General features: G+C 37.2%; 25 protein-coding genes and 2 pseudogenes. 4 read left to right on the top strand and 23 right to left on the bottom strand.

Going from position 1 to position 22728, the window contains the following annotated elements; all coding sequences use genetic code 11:
• Nucleotides 1-5 precede the first annotated feature (5 nt).
• The 22 genes and pseudogenes from aguA to M1G05_RS02930 form a co-directional block, all read right to left on the bottom strand.
• Nucleotides 6-1091, bottom strand: a complete 1086-nt coding sequence (gene aguA, locus M1G05_RS02825) for an agmatine deiminase (protein ID WP_247953049.1) — start codon at nucleotides 1089-1091, stop codon at nucleotides 6-8.
• Nucleotides 1088-2215 (bottom strand): carboxynorspermidine decarboxylase, encoded by a 1128-nt coding sequence (gene nspC / locus M1G05_RS02830; RefSeq protein WP_247953050.1) that lies wholly within the window; start codon nucleotides 2213-2215, stop codon nucleotides 1088-1090. Before nspC ends, aguA begins: the two co-directional genes overlap by 4 nt.
• Nucleotides 2215-3474: a saccharopine dehydrogenase family protein gene (locus M1G05_RS02835; protein WP_247953051.1), complete on the bottom strand. Its 1260-nt coding sequence runs from the start codon at nucleotides 3472-3474 to the stop codon at nucleotides 2215-2217. Before M1G05_RS02835 ends, nspC begins: the two co-directional genes overlap by 1 nt.
• Entirely contained in the window at nucleotides 3471-4331 is an 861-nt protein-coding gene (gene speE, locus M1G05_RS02840) for a polyamine aminopropyltransferase (RefSeq protein WP_247953052.1), read from the bottom strand. Before speE ends, M1G05_RS02835 begins: the two co-directional genes overlap by 4 nt.
• Entirely contained in the window at nucleotides 4332-5792 is a 1461-nt protein-coding gene (locus tag M1G05_RS02845) for an aminotransferase class I/II-fold pyridoxal phosphate-dependent enzyme (RefSeq protein ID WP_247953053.1), read from the bottom strand.
• A 559-nt stretch (nucleotides 5793-6351) separates the two neighbouring features.
• Nucleotides 6352-6465, bottom strand: a pseudogene (locus M1G05_RS02850) (type II toxin-antitoxin system death-on-curing family toxin); the annotation flags it as partial.
• A gap of 1 nt (nucleotide 6466) precedes the next feature.
• Nucleotides 6467-7183 carry an alpha/beta hydrolase gene (locus M1G05_RS02855; RefSeq protein ID WP_247953054.1) on the bottom strand — a complete coding sequence of 239 codons (717 nt, stop codon included), beginning with the start codon at nucleotides 7181-7183 and terminating at the stop codon, nucleotides 6467-6469.
• 3 nt (nucleotides 7184-7186) lie between these two features.
• Nucleotides 7187-7498: a hypothetical protein gene (locus M1G05_RS02860; protein ID WP_247953055.1), complete on the bottom strand. Its 312-nt coding sequence runs from the start codon at nucleotides 7496-7498 to the stop codon at nucleotides 7187-7189.
• Nucleotides 7499-7684: 186 nt separating this feature from the next.
• Nucleotides 7685-8557 (bottom strand): DUF4300 family protein, encoded by an 873-nt coding sequence (locus tag M1G05_RS02865; protein ID WP_247953056.1) that lies wholly within the window; start codon nucleotides 8555-8557, stop codon nucleotides 7685-7687.
• Between the two features lie 86 nt (nucleotides 8558-8643).
• Complete coding sequence (locus M1G05_RS02870; protein ID WP_247953057.1) at nucleotides 8644-10383, bottom strand: glycoside hydrolase family 13 protein; 1740 nt, start codon at nucleotides 10381-10383, stop codon at nucleotides 8644-8646.
• Nucleotides 10384-10558: 175 nt separating this feature from the next.
• Nucleotides 10559-11050 (bottom strand): phosphoribosylanthranilate isomerase, encoded by a 492-nt coding sequence (locus M1G05_RS02875; RefSeq protein WP_125385813.1) that lies wholly within the window; start codon nucleotides 11048-11050, stop codon nucleotides 10559-10561.
• A gap of 63 nt (nucleotides 11051-11113) precedes the next feature.
• Nucleotides 11114-11995 carry a diacylglycerol/lipid kinase family protein gene (locus tag M1G05_RS02880; protein WP_247953058.1) on the bottom strand — a complete coding sequence of 294 codons (882 nt, stop codon included), beginning with the start codon at nucleotides 11993-11995 and terminating at the stop codon, nucleotides 11114-11116.
• Between the two features lie 111 nt (nucleotides 11996-12106).
• Nucleotides 12107-12961: an ADP-ribosylglycohydrolase family protein gene (locus tag M1G05_RS02885; protein WP_247953059.1), complete on the bottom strand. Its 855-nt coding sequence runs from the start codon at nucleotides 12959-12961 to the stop codon at nucleotides 12107-12109.
• 56 nt (nucleotides 12962-13017) lie between these two features.
• Nucleotides 13018-13185, bottom strand: a pseudogene (locus M1G05_RS02890) (ATP-grasp domain-containing protein); the annotation flags it as partial.
• Between the two features lie 56 nt (nucleotides 13186-13241).
• Nucleotides 13242-13481, bottom strand: a complete 240-nt coding sequence (locus M1G05_RS02895) for a hypothetical protein (RefSeq protein WP_084865607.1) — start codon at nucleotides 13479-13481, stop codon at nucleotides 13242-13244.
• Between the two features lie 28 nt (nucleotides 13482-13509).
• Entirely contained in the window at nucleotides 13510-14871 is a 1362-nt protein-coding gene (locus M1G05_RS02900; RefSeq protein WP_247953060.1) for a hypothetical protein, read from the bottom strand.
• A gap of 2 nt (nucleotides 14872-14873) precedes the next feature.
• A complete protein-coding gene (locus tag M1G05_RS02905) occupies nucleotides 14874-15398 on the bottom strand; it encodes a hypothetical protein (RefSeq protein WP_000031285.1) in 525 nt (174 codons plus the stop codon).
• Nucleotides 15399-15465: 67 nt separating this feature from the next.
• The gene (locus M1G05_RS02910) at nucleotides 15466-16749 is read right to left on the bottom strand and encodes a cellulose synthase (RefSeq protein ID WP_247953061.1); all 1284 of its coding nucleotides are present in this window, start codon (nucleotides 16747-16749) and stop codon (nucleotides 15466-15468) included.
• A gap of 75 nt (nucleotides 16750-16824) precedes the next feature.
• Nucleotides 16825-17169, bottom strand: a complete 345-nt coding sequence (locus M1G05_RS02915) for a hypothetical protein (protein ID WP_045606823.1) — start codon at nucleotides 17167-17169, stop codon at nucleotides 16825-16827.
• Nucleotides 17170-17459: 290 nt separating this feature from the next.
• Complete coding sequence (locus M1G05_RS02920) at nucleotides 17460-18224, bottom strand: ATP-grasp domain-containing protein (protein WP_247953062.1); 765 nt, start codon at nucleotides 18222-18224, stop codon at nucleotides 17460-17462.
• A gap of 62 nt (nucleotides 18225-18286) precedes the next feature.
• Nucleotides 18287-18475: a hypothetical protein gene (locus M1G05_RS02925; RefSeq protein ID WP_000179769.1), complete on the bottom strand. Its 189-nt coding sequence runs from the start codon at nucleotides 18473-18475 to the stop codon at nucleotides 18287-18289.
• Between the two features lie 321 nt (nucleotides 18476-18796).
• Nucleotides 18797-19363, bottom strand: coding sequence for a hypothetical protein (locus tag M1G05_RS02930; RefSeq protein WP_247953315.1), 567 nt, complete (start codon nucleotides 19361-19363; stop codon nucleotides 18797-18799).
• A 508-nt stretch (nucleotides 19364-19871) separates the two neighbouring features.
• On the opposite strand from M1G05_RS02930, the gene M1G05_RS02935 reads away from it, so the two are divergent.
• From M1G05_RS02935 to M1G05_RS02950, 4 genes are read left to right on the top strand one after another with little or no spacing between them, the layout of a single operon-like run.
• Nucleotides 19872-20117 (top strand): hypothetical protein, encoded by a 246-nt coding sequence (locus tag M1G05_RS02935; RefSeq protein WP_001813542.1) that lies wholly within the window; start codon nucleotides 19872-19874, stop codon nucleotides 20115-20117.
• Nucleotides 20114-20449, top strand: coding sequence for a DinB/UmuC family translesion DNA polymerase (locus M1G05_RS02940; protein WP_000806926.1), 336 nt, complete (start codon nucleotides 20114-20116; stop codon nucleotides 20447-20449). Before M1G05_RS02935 ends, M1G05_RS02940 begins: the two co-directional genes overlap by 4 nt.
• Nucleotides 20450-20461: 12 nt before the next feature.
• The gene (locus M1G05_RS02945) at nucleotides 20462-20830 is read left to right on the top strand and encodes a hypothetical protein (RefSeq protein ID WP_247953063.1); all 369 of its coding nucleotides are present in this window, start codon (nucleotides 20462-20464) and stop codon (nucleotides 20828-20830) included.
• Entirely contained in the window at nucleotides 20817-21116 is a 300-nt protein-coding gene (locus M1G05_RS02950) for a DUF5960 family protein (protein WP_001072467.1), read from the top strand. The genes M1G05_RS02945 and M1G05_RS02950 overlap by 14 nt, the downstream gene beginning before the upstream one ends.
• 117 nt (nucleotides 21117-21233) lie before the next feature.
• Here M1G05_RS02950 and msr(D) read toward each other — a convergent pair whose 3' ends face one another.
• Entirely contained in the window at nucleotides 21234-22697 is a 1464-nt protein-coding gene (gene msr(D), locus M1G05_RS02955) for an ABC-F type ribosomal protection protein Msr(D) (protein ID WP_000420313.1), read from the bottom strand.
• Nucleotides 22698-22728: the final 31 nt, after the last annotated feature.

Raw genomic sequence — 22728 nt, forward strand, 5'->3', positions numbered from 1 at the left:
TTCTCCTATTCTGGGATTTGTTGGGTGATACAGTGGATATTTCCACCACCTAAGAGAATATCTCTGGCTGGAATTCCGACAACTTTACGGTCTGGGAAACACTTACTGAGGATATCTAAGGCCACTTGATCGTTTTTATCTTGGAACTGGGGAACCAGGACTGCCTGGTTGGCGATATAAAAGTTTACGTAGGAAGCTGCTAGTCGTTCACCTGCGTATCGCTCTTCTTCTCCTTCTTCATAGATATAGCCTGGCAAATCCTCTTCTGTCACAACTTGACGAACTGCAGGGATAGGCAATTTATGAATGGTGAAGTGACGACCTTTTGCATCTGTTTCTTGCTCTAAAAGTTCGAGATCTGCTTTTGACATGGCATACTGAGGATCGTTTTGATCATCTGTCCAAGCCAAAACAATCTCTGCAGGATCAACGAAGGCTGCAACATTGTCAACGTGTTCATTGGTTTCATCCTGATAAATACCATAAGGAAGCCAAATAACTTTTTCAGCTCCAAGGCTGTCTAATAAGGTATTTTCGATTTCCTCTTTACTTAGATGAGGATTGCGACCAGAACTAAGTAGGCAACTTTCAGTTACGAGAATGGTTCCTTGGCCATCGCTATGGATTGCTCCTCCTTCTAGTACAAAAGGTTTAGCATCGTAAACAGGCATTTCCAAGGCCTCAGCAAAACGACTGGCTACTTGGTCATCATCTTCATAATCTTGATAAAGACCATCAACAGCACCACCCCAGGCATTGAAAGACCAGTTCACGGCTAATTTCTGGCCTTCATCATTGACAAGAATAGTCGGACCTGTATCACGCGCCCAGGCATCATTGGTGGGAATGTCTAAATAAACAACGCTATCTCCAAGGTAGTCTTGGGCTTCAGCTAAGTGGTCTTGGCCCACCAAAAGATAGACTCTTTCCCCTTCTGCAATGGTTTTTATAATCTGGCTAAATGCTGCTTTAGCAGCTTTTCCTTGAAAAGGCCATGATCCTGGTCGAGTCGGCCATATCATGAGGGTACCATGATGGGGTTCGTACTCTGCTGGCATGCGATAGCCTAATTTTTTTGGACTTTCCATCATGATAATCTCCCTTTAAAGTCTTGATATCCGAAAGCTTTGACTAAGCTACAGTCACCCTGATCGTCCATGAGATAAAGACTTGGCAATCCAATACCATTAAAGGTATTATTTTTAACAAATGAGTAAATAGCCATGTCTTCAAAATAAAGTCTATCACCGATTTGAACTGGATTTTCAAAGCTATAATCACCAATCGCATCGCCCGTCAGACAAGTATTGGAAGAAAGTCTATAGGTATGGGCTTTTTCCTGTGCCTCAAAGCCATTTCTCAAAGGTGGACGATAGGGCATCTCAAGTACATCAGGCATATGGCAGGTCGCAGAGGCATCTAAAACCAAGATTTCCATACCGTTTTCGACAATATCCAATACTTCAGTTGCTAGATAACCTGCATTGAGCGCAATGGCTTCACCCGGCTCGATATAGACTTCAAGATTGTAAGTTTCTCGGATACGTTTGATTTCTGAAATCAGCAAATCCACATCGTAACCTTCCCTTGTGATGTGGTGTCCGCCCCCCATATTGAGCCATTTAACCTCATGTAAGTACGAACCAAATTGCGCTTCTACTGCTTTCAAAGTTGTTTGTAAATCATCTGCTCCCTGCTCGCAAAGGGTATGAAAATGAAGGCCGTCTACCAATTCCAGCAAATCACTAGGAATCTTGTCTAGAGTAACTCCGAAACGGGATCCAGGGACACAAGGATCATAGAGAGCGTGATCTCCTTGAGTTGAACACTGAGGGTTGATGCGCAAACCAACACTGACACCAGCCTCCCGACAACGGGCCCCATGTTTACGCAACTGTCTCTCTGAGTTAAAGACGATATGGTCCGTTATCCCTAGCAATTCCTCCATGTCCTCATCCTTGAAAGCTGGTGCAAAGACATGGACTTCACCAGGAAATTCTTCCCTTGCCAATTTGGCTTCATAAAGTCCACTAGCTGTCGTACCAGACAGATACTGGCTAATCAAGGGATAGGTTTTGTAGAGGGAATATGCCTTCTGGGCAAGCAAAACCTTGCAACCAGCCTCTTCTTGTACATATTGTAAAATGCGGCAGTTGCCTTCTAACTTTGCCAAGTCAATGATGTAAGCTGGTGTTGGTACTTGTTCTAACTTCATTAGTCCACCATTTGTGGATTTTCAACCACAACCCATGGCAAACCATACTCATTCAAAGCTTCCATGAATGGATCAGGATCCAATTCTTCAAGGTTATACACTCCAGCTTGTTTCCAAGTACCGTTCATAACCAATTTTGTCCCAATCATGGCTGGAACTCCTGTCGTGTAAGAAATTGCTTGTGACCCGACTTCTGCATAGCACTCTTGATGGTCGCAAACATTGTAGATGTAGATGGTCTTTTCAACGCCGTCTTTGACACCTGTAAAGATACATCCAATATTGGTTTTACCAACTGTACGAGGCCCAAGGCTAGCTGGATCTGGAAGCAAGGCTTTTAAGAATTGAATCGGAACGATGTCTTGTCCATTAAAGTTAATGGCATCCGTACGAAGGAGACCAACATTTTCAAGACATTTCATGTGCGTCAAGTAAGATTGACCAAAAGTCATAAAGAAACGAATCCGTTTGACACCTGGAATGTTCTTGGCCAATGATTCGATTTCTTCGTGGTGAAGGAGATACATGTCTTTTTGTCCAACTTGAGGGAAATCGTACTCGCGCTTGATAGACATGGCTTCGACTTCGACCCATTTTCCATCTTCCCAGTAAGAACCTGGCGCAGAAACCTCGCGTAGATTGATTTCTGGGTTAAAGTTTGTTGCAAACGGATAACCGTGGTCACCACCATTACAGTCTAAAATGTCGATATAGTGGATTTCATCAAAATAGTGTTTGAGGGCATAGGCTGAAAAGACACTAGTCACACCTGGGTCAAAACCAGAACCAAGCAGAGCTGTCAAGCCAGCTTCTTTGAATTTCTCCTGATAATCCCATTGCCATGAGTAGTCAAAGTAAGCAGTAAAACCAAGTTCCTTACAACGTTTTTCGTAGATAGCACGCCATTCAGGGTCTTCTGTGTCTTCTGCTTCGTAGTTGGCTGTATCGATATAGTGAACACCTGTTGCCAAACAAGCGTCCATAATGGTTAAATCTTGATATGGTAAAGCTACGTTCAAAACAGCTTCTGGTTTGTAGCTTTCAATCAGGGCAATGACTTCTTCAACATTATCAGCATCAAGAGCAGCAGTCTCAATTTTTGTACTTGTTTTGCCTTCCAGTTTAGCCTTCAAGTCATCACATTTTGACTTGGTACGGCTAGCAATCATAATCTCTGTAAAGGTTTCGCTATCTTGGCAAATCTTTGAAATAGCAACTTGGGCAACGCCCCCACATCCAATAACTAGTAAACGACTCATTTTTTTCCTTCCTCTTCTTCTAAAATGTCCTCAACATACTTGGGCAACATAAAGGCCCCTACGTGTAAGTTTGCAGTGTAGTATTCTGTGAAAAGCTGGCGTTTTTTCCAGCCTTCCTTGTCAAAATCTTTGACAGGGTGGTATTTTTTCGAAGCAAATCCAAACAACCAATAACCAGCAGGGCTAGTTGGGATATGGGCCTGATAGACCCGACTGATTGGAAAGGCTTGATTGACCTTACGATGCATGCTTCGGCAAGCCGACTCATCCTCGTCAAAGAAGGGACTCCCATGCTGGTAGATCATGATACCATCTTCCTTGAGAGCTCGATAACTATTACCGTAAAATTCCTTTGTAAAGAGCCCTTCCGTATGTCCAAATGGATCTGTTGCATCGTTGATGATAATATCATAATCATCTTCGCAGTTTCGCAAAAAGCGTAGCCCATTTTGGTAGTAAATGGTAACACGAGGATCATCAAGACCTGCAGCAAAGTCTGGGAAATACTCACGACAGACCTCAACCAACATCTCATCTGGTTCCACAATATCGATTTGCTCCAGTTCAGGATAAAGTGTTAATACTTGAGCAACACCACCGTCACCACCCCCAATAACCAAGACTTTCTTTGGATTTGGGTGGACAGCCATGGGAACGTGGACGGTCATTTCGTTGTAGACAAAATCATCCGCATCTGAGAACAAGACGTGCCCATTTAAAATTAGTATTTTCCCAAAAGCTGGCGTTTCCAAGACTTCGATATCCTGCCATTCACTTTTACCAGCGTAGAGTTGCTTGGCTGTTCTCAGGGACAATTTCACATCTGGAGTATGAACTTCAGAAAACCATAAATCCATCTAGTTCTCCTTTCTCTTAATGACGTTGATGTGATTGACCTCTGGATCTTCCGTCCCTTGGAGGGAGCAACCACGTTCCTTGGCAAATTGGATATAGTCTACAATTTCACGTGTAATGCGTTCACCAGGAGCCAAGATAGGAATCCCTGGAGGATAGCACATAACAAATTCTCCACAGACCTGTCCAACAGACTCATCTAAGGTCAAACTTTTTCTCTCTGAATAGAAGGCTTCCTGAGGAGAAAGGACCAACTCGGGCTGGATATATTCTCCAGCTATCAAGTCCTTCCCATCTCGTGAGTATAGTCTCTTGATATCAGCCAGAGCACCAACCAAGCGCTCGATGTCTTGGATGCGGTCACCAATCGAAATATAGGCCAAGATATTGCCAATATCACCAAACTCAATCTGAATGTCGTATTCGTCTCGTAGGAGGTCATAAACCTCGATACCTGTTAAGCCAATACCCTGAGTGTAAACTGACAGCTTGGTTACATCAAAATCACATACCGACACACCATCTATTAACTCTTTTGAGTAGGCATAGTAGCCACCGATAGCATTAATTTCACGGCGGGCGTACTCGGATAGCTCAATGACCTTCTCAAACGACTCTTTACCACGAAGGGCTAAATTCCGACGTGAAATATCCAAACTAGCCATCAGCAAGTAAGAGGCGGATGTTGACTGGGTCAGGTTGATGATCTGACGAACGTATTCAGGATTCATCTGCTCCCCGATTAAAAGAAGCGAACTTTGTGTCAAACTCCCACCAGACTTATGCATGGAGACTGCTGCCATATCAGCCCCTGCGTTCATAGCAGAAATTGGAAGTTTATCAGTAAAATGCAAATGCGCTCCGTGGGCCTCATCTACTAAAACCATCATACCAGCTTCATGAGCCATTTCCGTTAAACCCTTGAGGTCTGAACAAATTCCATAGTAAGTAGGATTGTTAATCAAAATGGCCTTGGCATCTGGATGGTCCTTTATGGCCTTGGCTACTCGATCATTTTCAAGACCTAAAGCGATACCAATTTTAGGATCTACACTCATCTCGATATAGATGGGAATAGCACCACACAGAACTAGCGCATTGATAGCAGATTTATGGACATTTCGTGGCAGAATAATCTTATCTCCTGCCTTGCAGGTTGCGAGAATCATAGTCTGCACCGATGAAGTTGTTCCTCCAATCATGAGAAAGGCATGGCTAGCTCCAAAAGCATCAGCTGCTAGCTCCTCTGCATCCCGAATAATCGAAATGGGATGGCCTAAATTATCCAAGGGTTTCATCGAATTGACATCAATGCCAACACATTTTTCTCCTAGTAGTTCAACAAGTTCTGGATTTCCTCGTCCACGCTTGTGACCTGGAACATCAAAGGGAACAATCCGTTTCTTGCGTAACTTCACCAAGGCCTCATAAATTGGGGCTTGGTTTTGATCTAACTCTTTCAAGACATACTCCTTTCAATATTTTTAGGACCTTATGAAAACTAAGGAACTAAAGGTTGACTCATGAAAAAAGAGCAGGATTTCACCTGCTCTGCAATCTTCTGACGTTTTTATGTTTGTTTCTGTTGAGTATGTCTGTTCCCGATGTTTCCTAACTCTCTAGTAGCAAATATTACGTACTTTATTGATCGTTTCACAAGATGACGTGTGCTTTCACCACACTAAAAATTTATGAATTAGGATAAGTGTCCTAACATCAACTTATAAAAGTAGGCTTTTAACCCTATCAATAATGTGGTTTTTCAACCACGCTTCGGCATTCAACCCTGCCTGTCCGTAGGCATTTTTTACTCGGGTTTATATTTGCTAGAAAACATCATCTCATTTTCTAAGCTTTATTAATATAACATACTTCCAACACTCTGTAAAGTACTTTTTTGAAAAAAAATCTATTTTTGTTCGGAAAAATAATATTTTATATAGATTTGTATAAGTTGTATAATGTGAAAGCGGATATAAAAAGAACTAGTCCACTAGTTCTTTTAAATGTATCTTAACGATTAATCGTAACAGAAAAACGATAGCCATTTAATTGTATAAATTTCACCAAAACGAATAAAGCAGTTCGTTTATTAGCATTGGCAAAAACATGCTTTTTTTCAAGCAATACAAGTAGCTCATTGAGAATAAGCGAGCCACTCATTAATCAGACTAGCGACTTCTCTAGGTGCTTCAGTATAAAGCTCATGGCCAAAGTTCTCTAGAAAAATAGTATCAAAATAGTCTGGCAATTCTTTTAAGGCTTCCTCTCTCCGTGTAGCTTCATTAGAATAGCAAGGACTGATAAACAAGGTATCTCCCACTTCTCTCTTAAAAGCTTGTATTTTCCTCCGTAGGCTGAGTATCGCTTCTATATTTTCATATTTTATAGCTAACTCATATCTATTATACTCCTCATTCCAGTGATAGGACTGACTTACGGCTTTCTCCATATTTTCTGACCAATGCTTTGCTTCAGATTTTTCTTTAGAAATAAGAACATCTAAGTCCGAAACAACTTGAGATTCAATATAGTTTTTAGTTTCCTCTAACTCTGTATCTAAAGGTAAAATCTTATCTAAATCTAGATAGCCACCATCCAAAAGAATCAGTTTTGTCACTTCATAAAATTCAGATGCAAGATAACGCGCCAAATCTCCTCCAAGAGAATGACCTATCAGACATATAGATTCTTCCTCTTCTATCGATTTTTTAAACCATGATTTCAATTCTGTTTCATCTCGAAGATGCTTTTCATATGGATTCAGAAAACAGACCTGCGAATTTAGTTCTTGAAGAAAATCCTTGCTATGATAGACATTGCTTCCCAAACCGCCAATAAAATATATTTTCATTCTCTACTTAATACTATGCTTGTTCATCTTTTGTTCAAAGATAGCTGTGATAATCTGACGTAATTCTTCGCGTTCTTTTTCTGGTATTTCACCACTTGTTTGAGCTGCAGCGTAGAGTTCAGGGTGTTCAATTGAAATGCGTTTAATCGTACGTGTCGTAGCATGTTTTCTTACAAAAAACGGAATTCGCTTAATCAAGTCTTGTGGTACTAGCTCAAGAATCTTTTCAGCAGTTTCCTTGTCACTAATCTTAGACGTCGTAAGCCCCTTCTTAATCATTTCCTGTTCTTTTTCTGTAAAATCTTTTAATTCCATCTGATTAATTCTCCTATTTTCACTAAGTTAAATTATATACCAATCCAAATAAAACTACAAATGGACTGTTTGGAAATACGAGCAATACTTTAAAGAGTGGTTTCTGGCTATTAACGATTGAAATAACCCACCAACTCATCAAAAATATAAATAAAAGTCCTAAATTACTGATATATTATAGTATCATTAAAACTTAACCCACTTATCATTATCCATGATGAAAGGCTTAGCCAGTCCGTCACCTGTGTAATCCGCATACTTGGTGCCTAAATACTTGTAGCAATCTTCCTTGCTGGCAAATTTAATCGCTTGGTAGGGCTCTTCGAAAGTCAATTTCTCTACAAATAAGAAGCCATCATCAGCAGGTACTAAGACCCCAACGTGGCCTACAAACAGATACTCACCATCCAGATTGTCGTGCAAAACTACAGATAGCATTCGAGCTTTATCGTTAAATTGAAACTGGGAGAAGAATGTTTCCATCTTTTCAACGTGAACCTTGACATCCGTCGTTGCTTCAGTTGGAACTCTCGAAAATAGAATATCAAACTCTTCCTTATCTTGTGAATCAAAGACTTTCCCCTTATCAATCGCATCGTTATCTAGGAAAAGCAATTTGTCATTCTTTTCAAGTTTTGGAATTGTGACTGAATTTTTCAAAAGACAATAACTATTGATACGACAGTTTGTACCAACGAAATCGCCTTTCTTTTGATTCCAAAGGTTGCTAATTTTCTCAACATCGTATTCGGTGTGAGTAAAGGAAGTGAAATCTCCTGATAGGCCTGTCGAGCCGACAATAGTATTATAATCATTTACAAGATTAAAAAAGGCATCAACACTATTTGGATCCAAGTGAGCTGATAAGAGAGATTTGACCTCTTCTGTACTTACCTGATTGTTTAGGTTGGTGTATGAAGCTTTCCATGGAACTTTCGCTGAACTGGTTTGCCTTTGATTCGTCCCTTCAAAAGTAGTATTTTGTTGTTGACAAGCAGTCAAGCCTAAAAACAAGACGGAACTGATTCCTAATGTGGCTAATTTTCTTGATTTCTTCATCTTCTTCTCCTTTTTACAGGTTTAGTAATTAGCCTTATTATACTATATAAATTGAACTTAAAATCATAATCTTCATCCACTACTTTTTAGAAAATCACAAATCCATTTGGAGAGATCACAAGCTGATTCTCTAGTTCTTGGCAATTGCTTGCTAGTGCTACTGCTTCCTTTTCTAAAAGATAATCTTCTTTGGACTGGTTAAAAATGGCTTTGATGACTTGGTTATCGTAATTCCATTTCAAGGTTAGTACATCAGCTTTGATTTCTTGGAGGCTATACTTGCCGTGCTGAATGATTGCTGACGCATGTTTGCGAATCTTAATCAGCCTCTTCATAAAGTTCAGCATATCATCGTCACTTGAGACACGTTCCCAAGGCATACAACGTCGACAATCTGGGTCTGGTCCTCCGGTTAAAGCTAACTCGGTTCCGGAATAGATGCAAGGTGTTCCTTTTTGTAAAAAGAGAAAGGCTAGGGCTGATTTAACCAGTTGAACGTCTTCATTGGCCGTCCACAAAATACGTTCTGTATCATGCGAATCCAAGAGATTAAACATCACTTCTGAAATCTGCTGCTTGTAATACATAGACTGGCAATTGATTTCATCAATGAATTGGTCTGTCTTCTTAACACCTCGTAAGAAATAGTCCTTGATGCTATCAGATAAAGGATAATTCATGACCGCGTGAAACTCATCTCCGTTTAGCCAAGGCTGAGACGTATGCCAGACTTCTCCAAGGATATAAAGATCAGACTTTTTAGCTAAAACTGCCTTGCGAAAATCCTTCCAGAAATGATGGTCAATCTCATTAGCCACATCCAAACGCCAAGCATCAATATCAAACTCTTCAATCCAATAAGTCGCAACCTTTAAAAGATACTCCTTGACCTCTGGATTGGCTGTATTTAGCTTAGGCATATAGTCCTCGAAACCAAAAGCATGATAAGGCAACTCTCTCTTGTTGGCTAGTTTTTCAGTCATCACTGGAAATTGTTGAATATGGAACCAATCTTTATAAGCAGACTCCTCACCGTTTTCGACAACATCTTGCCATTGAGGCGATTGCGAACCAATATGATTAAATACAGCATCCAGCATGATTTTCATGCCACGCTGATGAGCTTGCTCGACCAGTTCCCGAAAGGTCTCCTTGTCTCCAAAATAACGGTCAATTTCAAAGTAATCCGTCGTATTGTACTTATGATTGCTCGTAGATTCAAAGATAGGACAAAGATAAAGTCCAGTAATGCCCAAGTCTTGCAAATAATCCAGATGGTCAATAATCCCCTGTAAATCACCACCAAAGAAATCATCACTTTGAGGTGTGATAGATGAATCCCAGTCTAAAGCCCCTTCTGGGTTTAATAAAGCATTTCCATTGGCAAATCTCTCAGGAAATATCTGATACCATACTGTATTTGAAACCCAGTCAGGAACCTGACATGCATCAATCTCATGTATATAAGGCAACTTAAATCCATTTCCAATAGCATGAAGATTTTCTAGAGAATTTTCCACACACCCTTTATCGCCATACAAAATACTTTGACCTTCTGTATCCTTGAGTTCAAAGAGATACTGGATACGTGCAAAGTCAACGGACACTTCAACCTGCCAATAATCAAATAAGGTATCAGAAGTTATCTTGACCATTTCTTTTGTATCTTGATAAAACTCCTCCATAAAGATAAAAGGGTCCCCATAGTGCAAGTTGATGCTTTCAATGTCATCTTTCTTAGTTCGAATCCGAATATGAAGCTTCTTATCCTTATAAAGATAGGCATACTCCGACTCAGGCCTATGGAAAATAGCGCTTAATTCCATCAATTTGTCTCCTGATTTACTTGGTTGCATTTGCGACGCAAACGTTTTCACAATTGTGATTCTAGTATACTACTTTCGTATTTTATTTTCAAGGCTTGTCCGTAGATTCTAGTGGTTTGGTTCTATAAATAAAAAAGCAGCCAGTCTTACAACTTGCTACTTTTCAAATGATGATTTACAAATGTCTTTCCAGCCACTCAATTTTTTTAAAATCCTTATTGTTATTGTGGTTATTTCGATAAGAATCTTGGGAAGAAGCCTTGTAAATACTTAAATACTGTTCTAAACTTGGAACGCGAAAAGTGATGTTTTCGAGATGAATCAGCTCTATATCCGATTCCGAAACTCCTGCAAAATCTGGTAATGAATTGATACTTCCAAATTCAACGCTCACGCCATCTTTTTGGAATTCGTGCTCGTGAATATCTACCAAGGTATAGCCCAAGTGGTTCATCACTTTCATTATCTTGTCCCAGTCATAAATTCTGAGATGATCAGGTGCTTCCCAACCTCTAGGGTCACCAGGAACATGAATGTCAATGTCAGACGGCCCCCATTCTTCATTTGATCGGTATTCAAACCCCAAAGACCCCATGAGCGTCGGAGTGATTCCGACTTGGTTTAAATGAGAACAAATTGTTCGAAATTCATCAAATAGAGAATTCATTCCTCCTCCAATCGTTGATATAGAACTTAATTTCGTTGTGAATAATAAACTAATTTTTAATTTCTACTCTTTCGGTTTTGAAAATACTTCTACTCGTTGAGCTAGGACTTTGATTTCAACAGGTAGGTTATCCGATTTATCGCCGTCAACATCTGATTCCAATTCACTATCTGAAGAGATCTTAATATTACGCGCTCTGATATACTCAATATTATCATTGCCGACAACATCTCCTTTTAGTAAATCAGGAATAACGGATAATTTGGAGAATAGAGATGCATCTTTCAGAATCAAAATATTGGCATAGCCGTCTTTGTTTTCTTCAAAGATTTTCTTATCAGCGAAGTAATTTGTCAAGAGAACCAAAACATGGCTAGCTTCACCAACATAATTTCCATTCTCTGTCTCAACCTTAATGTTAAAGACCTGATCCGTCATAACGGACTTCATGGTATTTACAGCATAGGCAAGAATACCAAATTTTGTCTTATCTTCAATTTCAACATTGTGAATCGCTTCTGGCAGAGAACCGATACTAAAGATATAACCAAAATAATTGTCATTCGCTTTACCGATATCAATCTTATTGGTTAAGTTAAAATCCAGTTCATCAATAGCGCCATCGATGTCTTGATTGATTTCCAACAGTTTTGTAATGAGGTTACCCGTACCACCAGGGATAATCCCTAACTTAGGAATGTAGTCTCTCTCAGCAATACCCGAAATGACTTCGTTGACAGTCCCATCTCCACCAAACACAACCACTGCATCGTACTGCTCACGAGACGCCTCTTCAGCAAAATGTGTTGCATCTAAGGCTTTTTCGGTAATTTTGGTTTCAACATATTCATAGTATTTTTTTGCTTTATTCTCCAGCTTTTCTTTATAATCCAAAGCCTTTTCCCCACCAGAGGTAGGGTTGATAATTAACATTGCTTTTTTCATTAATATTCTCCTTAATTTTAAATAGAAATGTTTACATTTCGTCGTATGCAAGTAAATGTAATCCTATTATACAATGAAAATACGGAAAAGAGAAATCTGACGTACTGGAGATTAATACGCTTTTATTCTATTTTCCCATCGCCTAACTACATCCTTTAAGGGTTCATCCAAGTAAGAATTGGCCTTATCCTTTATCCAATCAGGAATACCATAAGCTGCCTCTGCAATGCTACCAGTTATTGCAGCAAGTGTATCACTATCGCCACCAAGGGAAATGGCATTCCTTATCGCATCTTCGAAGTCTCGACTTTCAAGAAAGGCGATAATGGCTTGAGGGACAGTTTCCTGACATGTTTCGTTAAAACGATAGTTAGGGCGGATTTCATCTAAAGTTTGAGATAGATTGTAGCCGTATGTCTTCTCTATATAATCCTTAATCAGTCTTTTACGCTCTGTAGGATTGTCGTTAATTGGTTGCTCGTATTCTCTACAATAACCACCAAAGTAAAAACGACACAGAAAAATAGCATCAGCTGTAGCCATAGCGCCTTTTATACCTTCTGGATGATTATGAGTTACCTCTGCAGAAAGACTCGCAAGTCCTCTAGATGATGGCCACGTACCGGTTCTATCATAGACACCACAGTCCATGACCCAAGCACATGGAGAAACACGCATAGCTGATCCATTCCCAAAGCTATTATAAGGCTCACGGTTATCGCTATTTAGCCATGCATTAAACCGAACACCGTAATCAGCATTCGGATACAGTCTGCCATATTTCTTCATCGCGTCAATGAAGTCGTCTTTTTGTCCCCCGTTCATAATCGCTTCTGCAACAGCACAGGTCATAACCGTATCATCTGTAAAAAAGCAGTCCTTCCGAAATAAAGGAAAGTCCTTCATTTTGATATTGTTCCACTCGTAAACAGAGCCAACAATGTCTCCAACGATTGCTCCGAGCATCAGATTCCTCCTTGTTCATTTTGATGCTTTCTATTTGGGCTAACTAACATATTTTTTTAGAAAATAATGTCATGTTTTATTTTAAAAACATCATTTTTTTCAAAATAGGGTTTTACCATTTCTTTCCATCTAGCTCTATGAAAATTAATTGAGTTTAAAGGAGAGAGGCCATAATTTCCCAATGCATAACCATCATTCACTTCAACAACAAGTGTTCTGCCATCAAATGAATTTTAGAACTTCACTAATATTATATCTATAACAGAAAATTTTTTCCTTATTACTTTTTGTTCAAAGATTCCAGTATTTCTCTATAACCTTCGTAGAAACGGTCTCTTGTAACTACCTCACCAGGATATTTTTTTTCAAGAAGTAAGAATATATCATTTGGATTAATTCCTTCATCTAAAAAATCTTGGTACAGTGGGCTACATAACCTCATTTCACCTTTACTTGAAAATTTTAAAAATGTTCCATATATTGGAATCATTGACAATAGATTGTATAGACTTTTTTTCATTGTTTTCCTTTTATCTAAGTTTATTAATTTAATCAAATATAACTAACCTATCATTACTGAAGTTATTAAAGGTAAGATTTACTTTTTCATAAACTTCCTGAGTTTCCTTATAAATCTTATCCGAAACATATGAAGCTCTCAATTCGGATTTCTCAATAAGCACCCACTTTAACTGAGAGTATGAATATTTTGCAAAAGTAATCCATTGTGCGTAATTTATTGTCATAGGATTTTTTGTAAAGTAGATTTTCCCTGCATTAGCAGATGCGGCTATAGAATGTCCAATAAATAGCATCGTATGTAATTTGGGGTGTTTCTCTCTATCCAACGAAAAAGGAATAGAATTTTTTATTGAATGTCCTTCGTTGATTTTCTTAAGGGCGTATCCAATTCTGATTATAACTTCAATAATCATTGTAGAAATAGCCATACTACTAAAATGAATGAAATCATAGCCTTCGTAATACATTCCTTGTACTATTTCTGCTATTGTTTGATCCTCGTCACCAATTTTTCCAAACTGAAGCAAATTAAATAATCCCATCAATGGTGCAGGTAATCCCATTGATGCCGTAATATCAGATTTAAAATGAATTATCTGCTTTGCTATTGCTGCAAAAATATCACTTTCTTTTCTATCTGTGTAATTATCCATAAATTGAGATACTATTTTCCCAGTTTTATCAATAGTAGTCATCTTACCATTTAGAATATCACATACACCAATTACTAAACCAAGAAGTGGATCATGTCCAAGAGATAACAATCTATGATAATATGCAGATAGTCCATTAACATTTACTTTAGTATGACGATTATCTTGAGCATCAAAAGGGACTTTACTGACCTTTGAATTTGCCAACTTTTCCATTTCTTCTTCAGGAAATCGTTGATTAAACCAGTCTCTTACATAATTAGATAAAGGGCCACCTTTTAAACCATTCGGAGTTTTCTCAGGTATTCCAATTAAAAGAATATCAACAATCGCTGCTAATATACCAGCTCCTGCACAAATCGATATATCAATTTTATCAAGTTTATGAATGTTGTTAAAATCATCCTGCAATGATTGAATAACTGTCTGATTAAGTTCCAATTCTTCATTTGTGAAGAGTGCATCTAGTTCATTCATTGAACCAACTTCGCACTCCGCTTTTATTACTAAGTCTTCCCATTTAGGTACAACGATAGTTTGTTTTTTAGTTTCGGTATCTAGTATTGGTAAATCAGACAGAGTATAGCCTAGCTCTCTCAATAATTTTTCACTTTCCTCTATACGTTCTTCTGCAATAGACATATCGGGTCTGTTTATTAAATCTAACTCTTTGGTTTGATGAGTTAAAATATTATTGAATTTTTGTTCTTCATCAGAATAAATGAATTTACTCATTGTTAGTCCCCTAAATCGTTTTTCAAATCTTTAATTGCTTGAGTTAGGAGGATATTTAAACTCTGTAAATAATCTAGGCGTTCCTTATCAGCATCTGCTTCAGTTTTCAGAGCTTGTATAATAGCTTCATGTTTTTGCAATGCTTCTTTATATAACCGTTCTTTTTCCTGTTTAAGTTGTTTATTTTTTAGATTAGAAGCTAATAATATACCGCCTCCGGCTAATACAACGACTGGAGCAGCCATTACAAACACTCCAGCTACCATACCACCTCCAACGACACCGCCAATAGCTGCAAGACCTGAAGTAATGCCAGCCGCTGATAACCCTACAGTACCTAAACCATAAAGAGCTGCGAATGAACCTATCCCACCAATACCTGCCCCCAATGCACCAGCTAACACTTCTGGAATTGGACTCTCTCTTATTGTACGTGTTTTATCATTAAGAGCTGCCGCTGCTTCATTAATTATATTTACAACTTGTTGTAGTGATTCTACATTTTGAAATACTGCTTCTTTACTCATAACAAATCCTCAATCTTTTATTATTTTAATTATACCATGTATAAATTGAAAAACTGCAACATAAAAGTTACCAATAGTACCTTTTCTCACTCAGATATTGTTCTTTTTGTTCTCTAGAATTTTCATGATTTCTGATTCCTAATAATTCGTCTGTTGAAGAAACTATTGGGTCGATCCAGTCAGCTTTGGATCTAATCCAATCAATTTCATCCTTACTAAGTTTCCCTACTATTTCCAGTTTATCAGCCATCAGTCTTAAATCATTTGCTGTTTTAAAATCTTCTAGCATATTAAGAAGAGACATTGTCCGCTTCTTCTCTTCTTCGATTCTATTTTGTAATTTTCTTTTTCGCTCTTGTTCTTCTTCGTATAGTCTTTCTCTCTCTTCACGTTCAAGTCGTAAGTTCTTAACTTTATAATACTCTTGGTAAATTAAAACAATTATTTCTGGTATTGATTGTTCAAGTGTGAATTCTTTAGTATCTTTAATGTATTTACCATCTATTATCTTAAATCGAAATTTTCCATTTGGTATATAGTCATACTTCTTTATTCTTGGTTTATAAGCATATCCATTAAACTTAATGCTATCATTGTACTCTGCTAGTTCTTTAGCTTCTTCTTTTGTTAATTCATGACTTACTTTGTCTGTTGATTCTATAACTTCAAAACGAACAATATCCTTTTCAATTTGAATATCCCAATTTGAAGTTACATTATCACCGATTTTTTCAATAACAGTAACTAGTGTATCTAAAAAGCGATATAAACGTGGAAGAGAATTTAGTGAAATACTTTTTACAAATTTAGGGTCTTTTAAATCATTATATCTGTGCCTAGAATCAAAGTAAGGATAGGAAGCAGCTTTTTCCCTCTTATTCCACTCTGTAATTTTATCTCTTAGATTAGCTACAGATTTATGTAATCTCTTATTTGGAGCCTGGTTTAGGTTTGAAACTGCTTCAATAATACGCTCTATTTTATCGTCGTCTATAAATGATAATGAACTTCTTATACTAGTTGTATCAAGTTTAACAGTATCTTCGTTTTTATTCTCCGTACTATCTTCTTTATGTTTAGCAGCTTTAATTCTACTGTTCTTTAAACTTTTTCTATCAATATGAACCTCATTTATGTCATTTTGTGGTAATCGAACGATAAGTTCACTTAAGTCTTGTCCAGTATTCTTACGATACCAATAACTACCCTTTGGAATTGGGATTTCAAATTCTTTACATTTCTTGAGTAAGTCAGAATAACTTAAATCATATTTCAATGAGACTTGTTTCGCACTTATCTCCCAGATTTCTTCATAGAGTTCTTCTCTAGAAAAGGTCTTTATCATCTTCATTTGAAACACCTTTACCCTTATATTTTACATCACCGTTTTTATATTTACCAAGAGAAAACGCAAATTCAAAAACTTCTAATTCTTCACTTCTGCATTTTCGCTTAATATAAAAAGTAAATCTTGTTTTAAACCGTTAAATTCCTCTATAATTTTATCTAAACTAGCTTCAATATTTTCAACACGGATCTCTGATAGCTTACCGTGATTGTATGAAATCATTCTTTCGGCGATAATATGATATGACCAACTCTCAGTGAAACGTCTATCTCTTTCTTCGTTATGAATAGCAAAACCAATTGGAAGAAGATTGTTTCTAAGACCTATCGCAACTGCCTGTGAACTTATACCTAAATAATCACCAGCAATTTTTAATGTGATTTTATTTAATTTTCTAATATCTTCGTCGGTATATTTCGGCATGTCAGTACTCCTTTGTTATAATCCAAAATGCAATAGTTTTAGACATGTCATAAAATCTGAATAACAATTCTCCCATGAAAGATATCTATTATTTTCATCAAGATTTAAATCGTTATAAAATTCAGTTGATGATTTAATAATCATATCAATTGTTTCCATACTTCCTACTTTCCTAATCAAATTTCAAATATATAGCGTTTTCATTATTTTCTTAACCTATTATATCATTATTCAAAACAAAAACTGCAACTTACTCTTTGCAGTAACACACAGATTCACTTCTGTTCCTTTTAGAAACTTATATTTTCATTTTCAGGCATAGTAAAAACATCATTTTTTTCAAAATAAGGTTTTACCATTTCTTCCCATCTAGCTTTATGAAAAATGATTGAGTTTAAAGGAGATAGGCCATAATTTCCCAATGCATAACCATCATTTACTTCAACAACAAGTGTTCTGCCATCACGAGTAACACCGATATCTAGACCATAAGCTATAGGCGCATCTTTCCAACATGATATGGCTTCATCAATTACACTTGCATCAAAATGTGCATGATAATCACCTGTATAGGGTCGAACATCTAATACTTGACCATCTAACACAAAACACCGCCATTCTGCTATGAATTCTACAACTTCACTAATCCATATAGGATAGTCGAAAGGTAAACCAATACCTATCAAATCACGGGTTCCGTTAACAACTCTTCCTGTAAAGACTTTTGATCCAGCTTTAGGTTTAATAAATTTCCCCCAATTATCAGGTATATTTACAATCTCTCCTAACACACCTTCATAAATATTTCGACCATAAAACTCTTTAAGCTCAATAGGATAGTCATAAACCGGAACGTTTAACCCCATCATTTTTAGTAATGCTCTAGTCTCAGTTATATAATCTACAACTGTATCATCACTTGTTAACTGTTTTATTTCAGAAAAAGATTGATATAAAATAACTTCTTCTCCTTGTAAGTAGGCACCTACTTGAGCATTGTACTTATTAATTGAAACTTCACTTGGTAGTTTGCTTTGTCTAATATAAACAACCATTTTATCACTCCTATATCACTAGTGTTGCACCTGTTAGTAAAAAAATAATAGCAATTTTGCTCTTATTTTTTTGAGTAAATAGCCCCCATAATATCATCAAAATAATCAACGGTATTTAGGAGTAATTCAATAACCTGGGACTTTGTTAGTCGCATTCCTCTTCTATCTCTAGCATCTTCTACTAAATTTTCAAGTTTCTCTAGATTTTTATCATCCAAGCTAATCATTATTCTATTTTTATCAGTTGCCATTTACTTCACCTCTAGTTAATTCTATCACAGGTGTAACACTTGTGTCAACTGGCTTTTATAATACATTAGTTTAAAAGTGGAGAGGATTTTTAACACAGTAACTTTAAATCTTTGGTATTAAAAAATTTTCACAGTATTTATAGAAATAAAATCTGTCTCAAATAAGTTATCAAATCTAGTATAAATTATGAGCGGCTACTCTAATAATTTCCCTCTAAACAAGAAAAAGGCTTACACTCAAGGGTTTTCTTACCCCCCTTCGTTACAAGGTTTTGACGCTTTTACTAGCAAAGGTACATACTCACAAGGAACTTTGGTTGACTATTGAATCTCTCCCACCTCTTCTTTAACATATCCTTCTACATCTTCAATCTCTACAAACATTGGGTCTAAGTGACACAAGAAATGCCAATCTTCGGCACCTTTTTTTCTGTAGAGAATCGCTTCGCCGTCTTCACTTCCGAAAAAGCTTCTGTCTACTTCATATCCGCTGCCTTCTAGAAAGTCTTTTGCCTGGCGATAGTTCGCTTCTCTCGCTTCGACATAGGTTTTAATTTCATGGTTGTTAACGACATATGCATCGATTTTTGAATATCCTTCGATCACTCTATCGTTTTTGAGGGATAAATTTGAAATCTCTTTCCAAATAATGTCTACATTTTCCTCAGGATCGAACATAAATTTAGATAAAGGAACAATATTTCCGTTAAAAATAATTTCCATATAATACGGTATGTTTTTAGGATTAAAATATTCCACTTCAAAACCATCTTCTGTTTCCAGAGTGTATCCCGGGATTTGAGCTACAAAAGTTTTCCCATCTTCTATGGAATCAAACGCAACTAAATCTTTAGAATAATCATTTTGGTACAATTCCAATATAACCATCGATAATCTTTCTATTTTCATCATTAGGCTAATGTAAATAAGCACGTCACCTGATCAGTTCAGGCTTTCTGTATCATCTCATCATATTCCCTCCTCATTCTCCGAGTCCTATCCCATGGGCGGAGCATCTGCTTCTACTTCGCTGATGCTTCAGCTCGTACAAGCAGTGATACCGCCTCAACGTGATGCGTTTGTGGGACTCAAAAGGTTTGGGTGAACCTTTTGAGGATTAGCTACGTTTCACTAACAAGCTTACACACTCGACATGTGCTGAGAGCTTTCTTCTATACTAATAGACGAAAGGGTGTGAAAATGATTTTTAAATGATACTGTGGAACGGAACAGTAGCCCTAGTATTGACTACTGTCGTTTCTATTCATATTGGCTATTCTAGGACTGAGATGAAAAAATCTATAAATGCTCAGAATAAAATTGAACCCGCAAATCTCCCCAAAACAATGGTGAGTCATGTACTTGTATTATTCCGAAAAAATACACCTCTGGTGCAGTGAGACAAATTGGTGTATCTTATAGTGGCTTCGTAGATGAAAGCTATACTCTACTATCACTCTTTGATGATGTAGAACAAATTGAAAAAGATAATAGACTTCAGACAGCTATTGATGTTGTCAGAGAACAGTTTGGTTTTTTAGCCATACAAAAAGGAACCGTCCTAACTGAAGGTTCCAGAAATATTGAACGCAGTAAACTTATCGGTGGTCATTCCGCGGGTGGATTGGAGGGATTAAAATGAAACAAGAAAAAAATACAGTACAATTTTCAGAAATCCGTAGCAAAGGATGTAATGATATTGAAATGCTTGAAAGATTTTTACATGGAATCGTTGAAACAGCAACTTCAAAACTTCGTCAGAGAAAACTCAAAACAACTGAAATATCGATACGACTAGTACATGCTAAATCTGAAAACCGATTACCATTGGAATTTACATTTAGCATTAAGCCAACAAGCTCATCTGTGATAATCTATACTGAGGTAATCAATCGCTTTAAAGAATGTTACACAGGTGGGGGAATTCAAGGTTTTACGATTCAATTTGATAAAAATACCCTTGCCTCTGCATAGAAAGGATTTGATATGATTGACCGTTCATATTTACCATTTCAATCAGCAAGAGAGTACCAGGATACAAAGATGCAAAAATGGATGGGCTTTTTCCTATCTGAACATGCATCAGCACTCTCTGATGATACAAACAAAGTAACGTACATGTCAGATTTGTCAATGGAGAAGAAATTATTACTCCTCAGTCAAGTATACGCTGGGCAGCTACACACACGCATTCAAGTGATTGAAAAAAACAAGCGTGTTTCCCACACTGGAACAATACCAAGTCTGAATAAGGATTTCATTTTGATAAAAACTACAACAGGTCACATCAATTTGAAATTGAAAGACATTATTAGTATTGAACTTGTTGAGGAGGTGCTCTATGAATCAGCTTGAGTTTCAGCGTAATCACCTACAAATGGACTATTATAGCGAGAGCTACCAAGATTTTGAACGTGACTTCTACCGCTACTCTAACATGAATATTCCATTGACCTTCCTAACTGATGATATCCTAAAAACAATGGCGACTTCACGTAAGAATTACTTTGTCCTCAATAAGGAAAAGTCCAGAGATAACCGCGATCACTTCTTCATATTTGAAGTAAGTACCGTAGATGAGAATCCGCTAATCTATCATTATACATATAAGAAAACTACAATATATTTAGCAGAAAAATAGGAGCAGTTCAATTGACTGTTCCTATTTTTAATATTCATAAAATCTAAAGTCTTTATACTCTTTAACAATGGAGTCGCCAACCAGAACAGACTATACTGACCAGCGACTACCTTAAATTTAATGTTTCAGATTTATTTTCTTATCTCTAATTTCATAAACTACATCTGCTACATTTTCGAGTAATCGTTTATCGTGGGTGATAAACACGATAGTTCCGGTGTACTCCTTCATTAGTATTTCCAAAGCCTCTAAACTTGGTATGTCAAGGAAGTTACTGGGTTCATCCATTATTAGGATGTTATATCTACCCATGAGCATTTTAGCAAGCAACAATTTTATAATTTCTCCACCGCTTAAAACAGATAAACTTTTTCCAATATCGTTCTGTTTGAACCCCATAGATGCTAGCACTGAACGAATTTCTGATATATTGTAGTCACAATCCTTCTGCATAAACTCCATAACATTCTGATTACTGTTGTACTTGTAACCATTCTGTGCAAAGTAACCTATTTTTGCCTTAGGCGAAATAGAAATTCCTTCTTCATGGTTTAAGATCATTTGGATTAAAGTTGTTTTTCCGATTCCATTACCACCAGTTAACGCCACTTTTGCTCCTAACGGAATTTGAAAAGATGCATTTTCAAACAGAGCCTTATCCCCAAATACTTTATTAATTTCTGCACCGACTATAGGGTATGGATTATGGAGCTCCAATGCTTTACTTTGCCTGAAACGAATTCTGCGAATGCCTTCCGGAGCTTCTACTTTTCCTAAGGCCGCAATCCTGTGCTCTAGGGTTTTAGCAGCATTATACATCTTTTTTTCCTTACTTCCTATTGATTTTTGATGAGCTAAACGCCCTCCGTCTTCAGTACTTTTTTTCTTTGAAGAACCTTTTGCCTTCTGTTCTATTTTACGAGCCTGTTTTCGCTTTTCCTCCGCAGCCCTTTCCAATCGGGCACGTTCCGCAATAAATTGTTCGTATTCTGCAGCTTGGCTCTTACGTTCTTCCTCTTTCTGACGAAGATAATCAGAATAGTTTCCCCAATACTCAGTGATTTTGCCATCTTTCAGTTCCCATATTTTATCTACTATTTCATCAAGAAAATAGCGGTCATGGCTAATAACTAACAGTGCACCTGTAAAATATTTTAGCTGTCCTATTAGAAAATCAATTCCTTCACGGTCTAAATGGCTCGTAGGTTCATCCGCTAAAATACCATGAACCTGTGCCGATAAGGCCTGTGCTATTTTAAGCCTTGTTTCTTCACCACCGCTCATAGTCTGTATATTTAATTGCTCAACACCTAGCTTGCCTACAAGTGCAAAATCTTTTTCCTCCTGCAGAGTTACTTCGTCCAACTGGGGAATATAGGCAAGTTCACCCAGACGATTCATTTTACATCCTGGGGGAGTTAATTCTCCTAAAAGTACCCTGAGTAAAGTGCTTTTTCCAGCACCATTTGCTCCTACTAAACCAATACGGTCATAATCATATACTTCTAATTCATTTATATCTAAAACATCGCGTCCTTTGAATTCCACACGAATGTCTTTTGCTTTTAATATTAATTCCATAACATTTCCTCCTGTCTATAATCGCATGCTT

This window comes from Streptococcus mitis (assembly GCF_023109515.1).
GTDB lineage: Bacteria > Bacillota > Bacilli > Lactobacillales > Streptococcaceae > Streptococcus > Streptococcus mitis_CS.

Bases quoted from the DNA above. Each gene is read 5' to 3' on its own strand.
- aguA (WP_247953049.1), bottom strand. From the start codon at position 1,091: ATGATGGAAAGTCCAAAAAAATTAGGCTATCGCATGCCAGCAGAGTAC.
- nspC (WP_247953050.1), bottom strand. From the start codon at position 2,215: ATGAAGTTAGAACAAGTACCAACACCAGCTTACATCATTGACTTGGCA.
- M1G05_RS02835 (WP_247953051.1), bottom strand. From the start codon at position 3,474: ATGAGTCGTTTACTAGTTATTGGATGTGGGGGCGTTGCCCAAGTTGCT.
- speE (WP_247953052.1), bottom strand. From the start codon at position 4,331: ATGGATTTATGGTTTTCTGAAGTTCATACTCCAGATGTGAAATTGTCC.
- M1G05_RS02855 (WP_247953054.1), bottom strand. From the start codon at position 7,183: ATGAAAATATATTTTATTGGCGGTTTGGGAAGCAATGTCTATCATAGC.
- M1G05_RS02860 (WP_247953055.1), bottom strand. From the start codon at position 7,498: ATGGAATTAAAAGATTTTACAGAAAAAGAACAGGAAATGATTAAGAAG.
- M1G05_RS02865 (WP_247953056.1), bottom strand. From the start codon at position 8,557: ATGAAGAAATCAAGAAAATTAGCCACATTAGGAATCAGTTCCGTCTTG.
- M1G05_RS02870 (WP_247953057.1), bottom strand. From the start codon at position 10,383: ATGGAATTAAGCGCTATTTTCCATAGGCCTGAGTCGGAGTATGCCTAT.
- M1G05_RS02875 (WP_125385813.1), bottom strand. From the start codon at position 11,050: ATGAATTCTCTATTTGATGAATTTCGAACAATTTGTTCTCATTTAAAC.
- M1G05_RS02880 (WP_247953058.1), bottom strand. From the start codon at position 11,995: ATGAAAAAAGCAATGTTAATTATCAACCCTACCTCTGGTGGGGAAAAG.
- M1G05_RS02885 (WP_247953059.1), bottom strand. From the start codon at position 12,961: ATGCTCGGAGCAATCGTTGGAGACATTGTTGGCTCTGTTTACGAGTGG.
- M1G05_RS02895 (WP_084865607.1), bottom strand. From the start codon at position 13,481: ATGAAAAAAAGTCTATACAATCTATTGTCAATGATTCCAATATATGGA.
- M1G05_RS02900 (WP_247953060.1), bottom strand. From the start codon at position 14,871: ATGAGTAAATTCATTTATTCTGATGAAGAACAAAAATTCAATAATATT.
- M1G05_RS02905 (WP_000031285.1), bottom strand. From the start codon at position 15,398: ATGAGTAAAGAAGCAGTATTTCAAAATGTAGAATCACTACAACAAGTT.
- M1G05_RS02910 (WP_247953061.1), bottom strand. From the start codon at position 16,749: ATGAAGATGATAAAGACCTTTTCTAGAGAAGAACTCTATGAAGAAATC.
- M1G05_RS02915 (WP_045606823.1), bottom strand. From the start codon at position 17,169: ATGCCGAAATATACCGACGAAGATATTAGAAAATTAAATAAAATCACA.
- M1G05_RS02920 (WP_247953062.1), bottom strand. From the start codon at position 18,224: ATGGTTGTTTATATTAGACAAAGCAAACTACCAAGTGAAGTTTCAATT.
- M1G05_RS02925 (WP_000179769.1), bottom strand. From the start codon at position 18,475: ATGGCAACTGATAAAAATAGAATAATGATTAGCTTGGATGATAAAAAT.
- M1G05_RS02930 (WP_247953315.1), bottom strand. From the start codon at position 19,363: ATGGTTATATTGGAATTGTACCAAAATGATTATTCTAAAGATTTAGTT.
- M1G05_RS02940 (WP_000806926.1), top strand. From the start codon at position 20,114: ATGAAACAAGAAAAAAATACAGTACAATTTTCAGAAATCCGTAGCAAA.
- M1G05_RS02945 (WP_247953063.1), top strand. From the start codon at position 20,462: ATGATTGACCGTTCATATTTACCATTTCAATCAGCAAGAGAGTACCAG.
- M1G05_RS02950 (WP_001072467.1), top strand. From the start codon at position 20,817: ATGAATCAGCTTGAGTTTCAGCGTAATCACCTACAAATGGACTATTAT.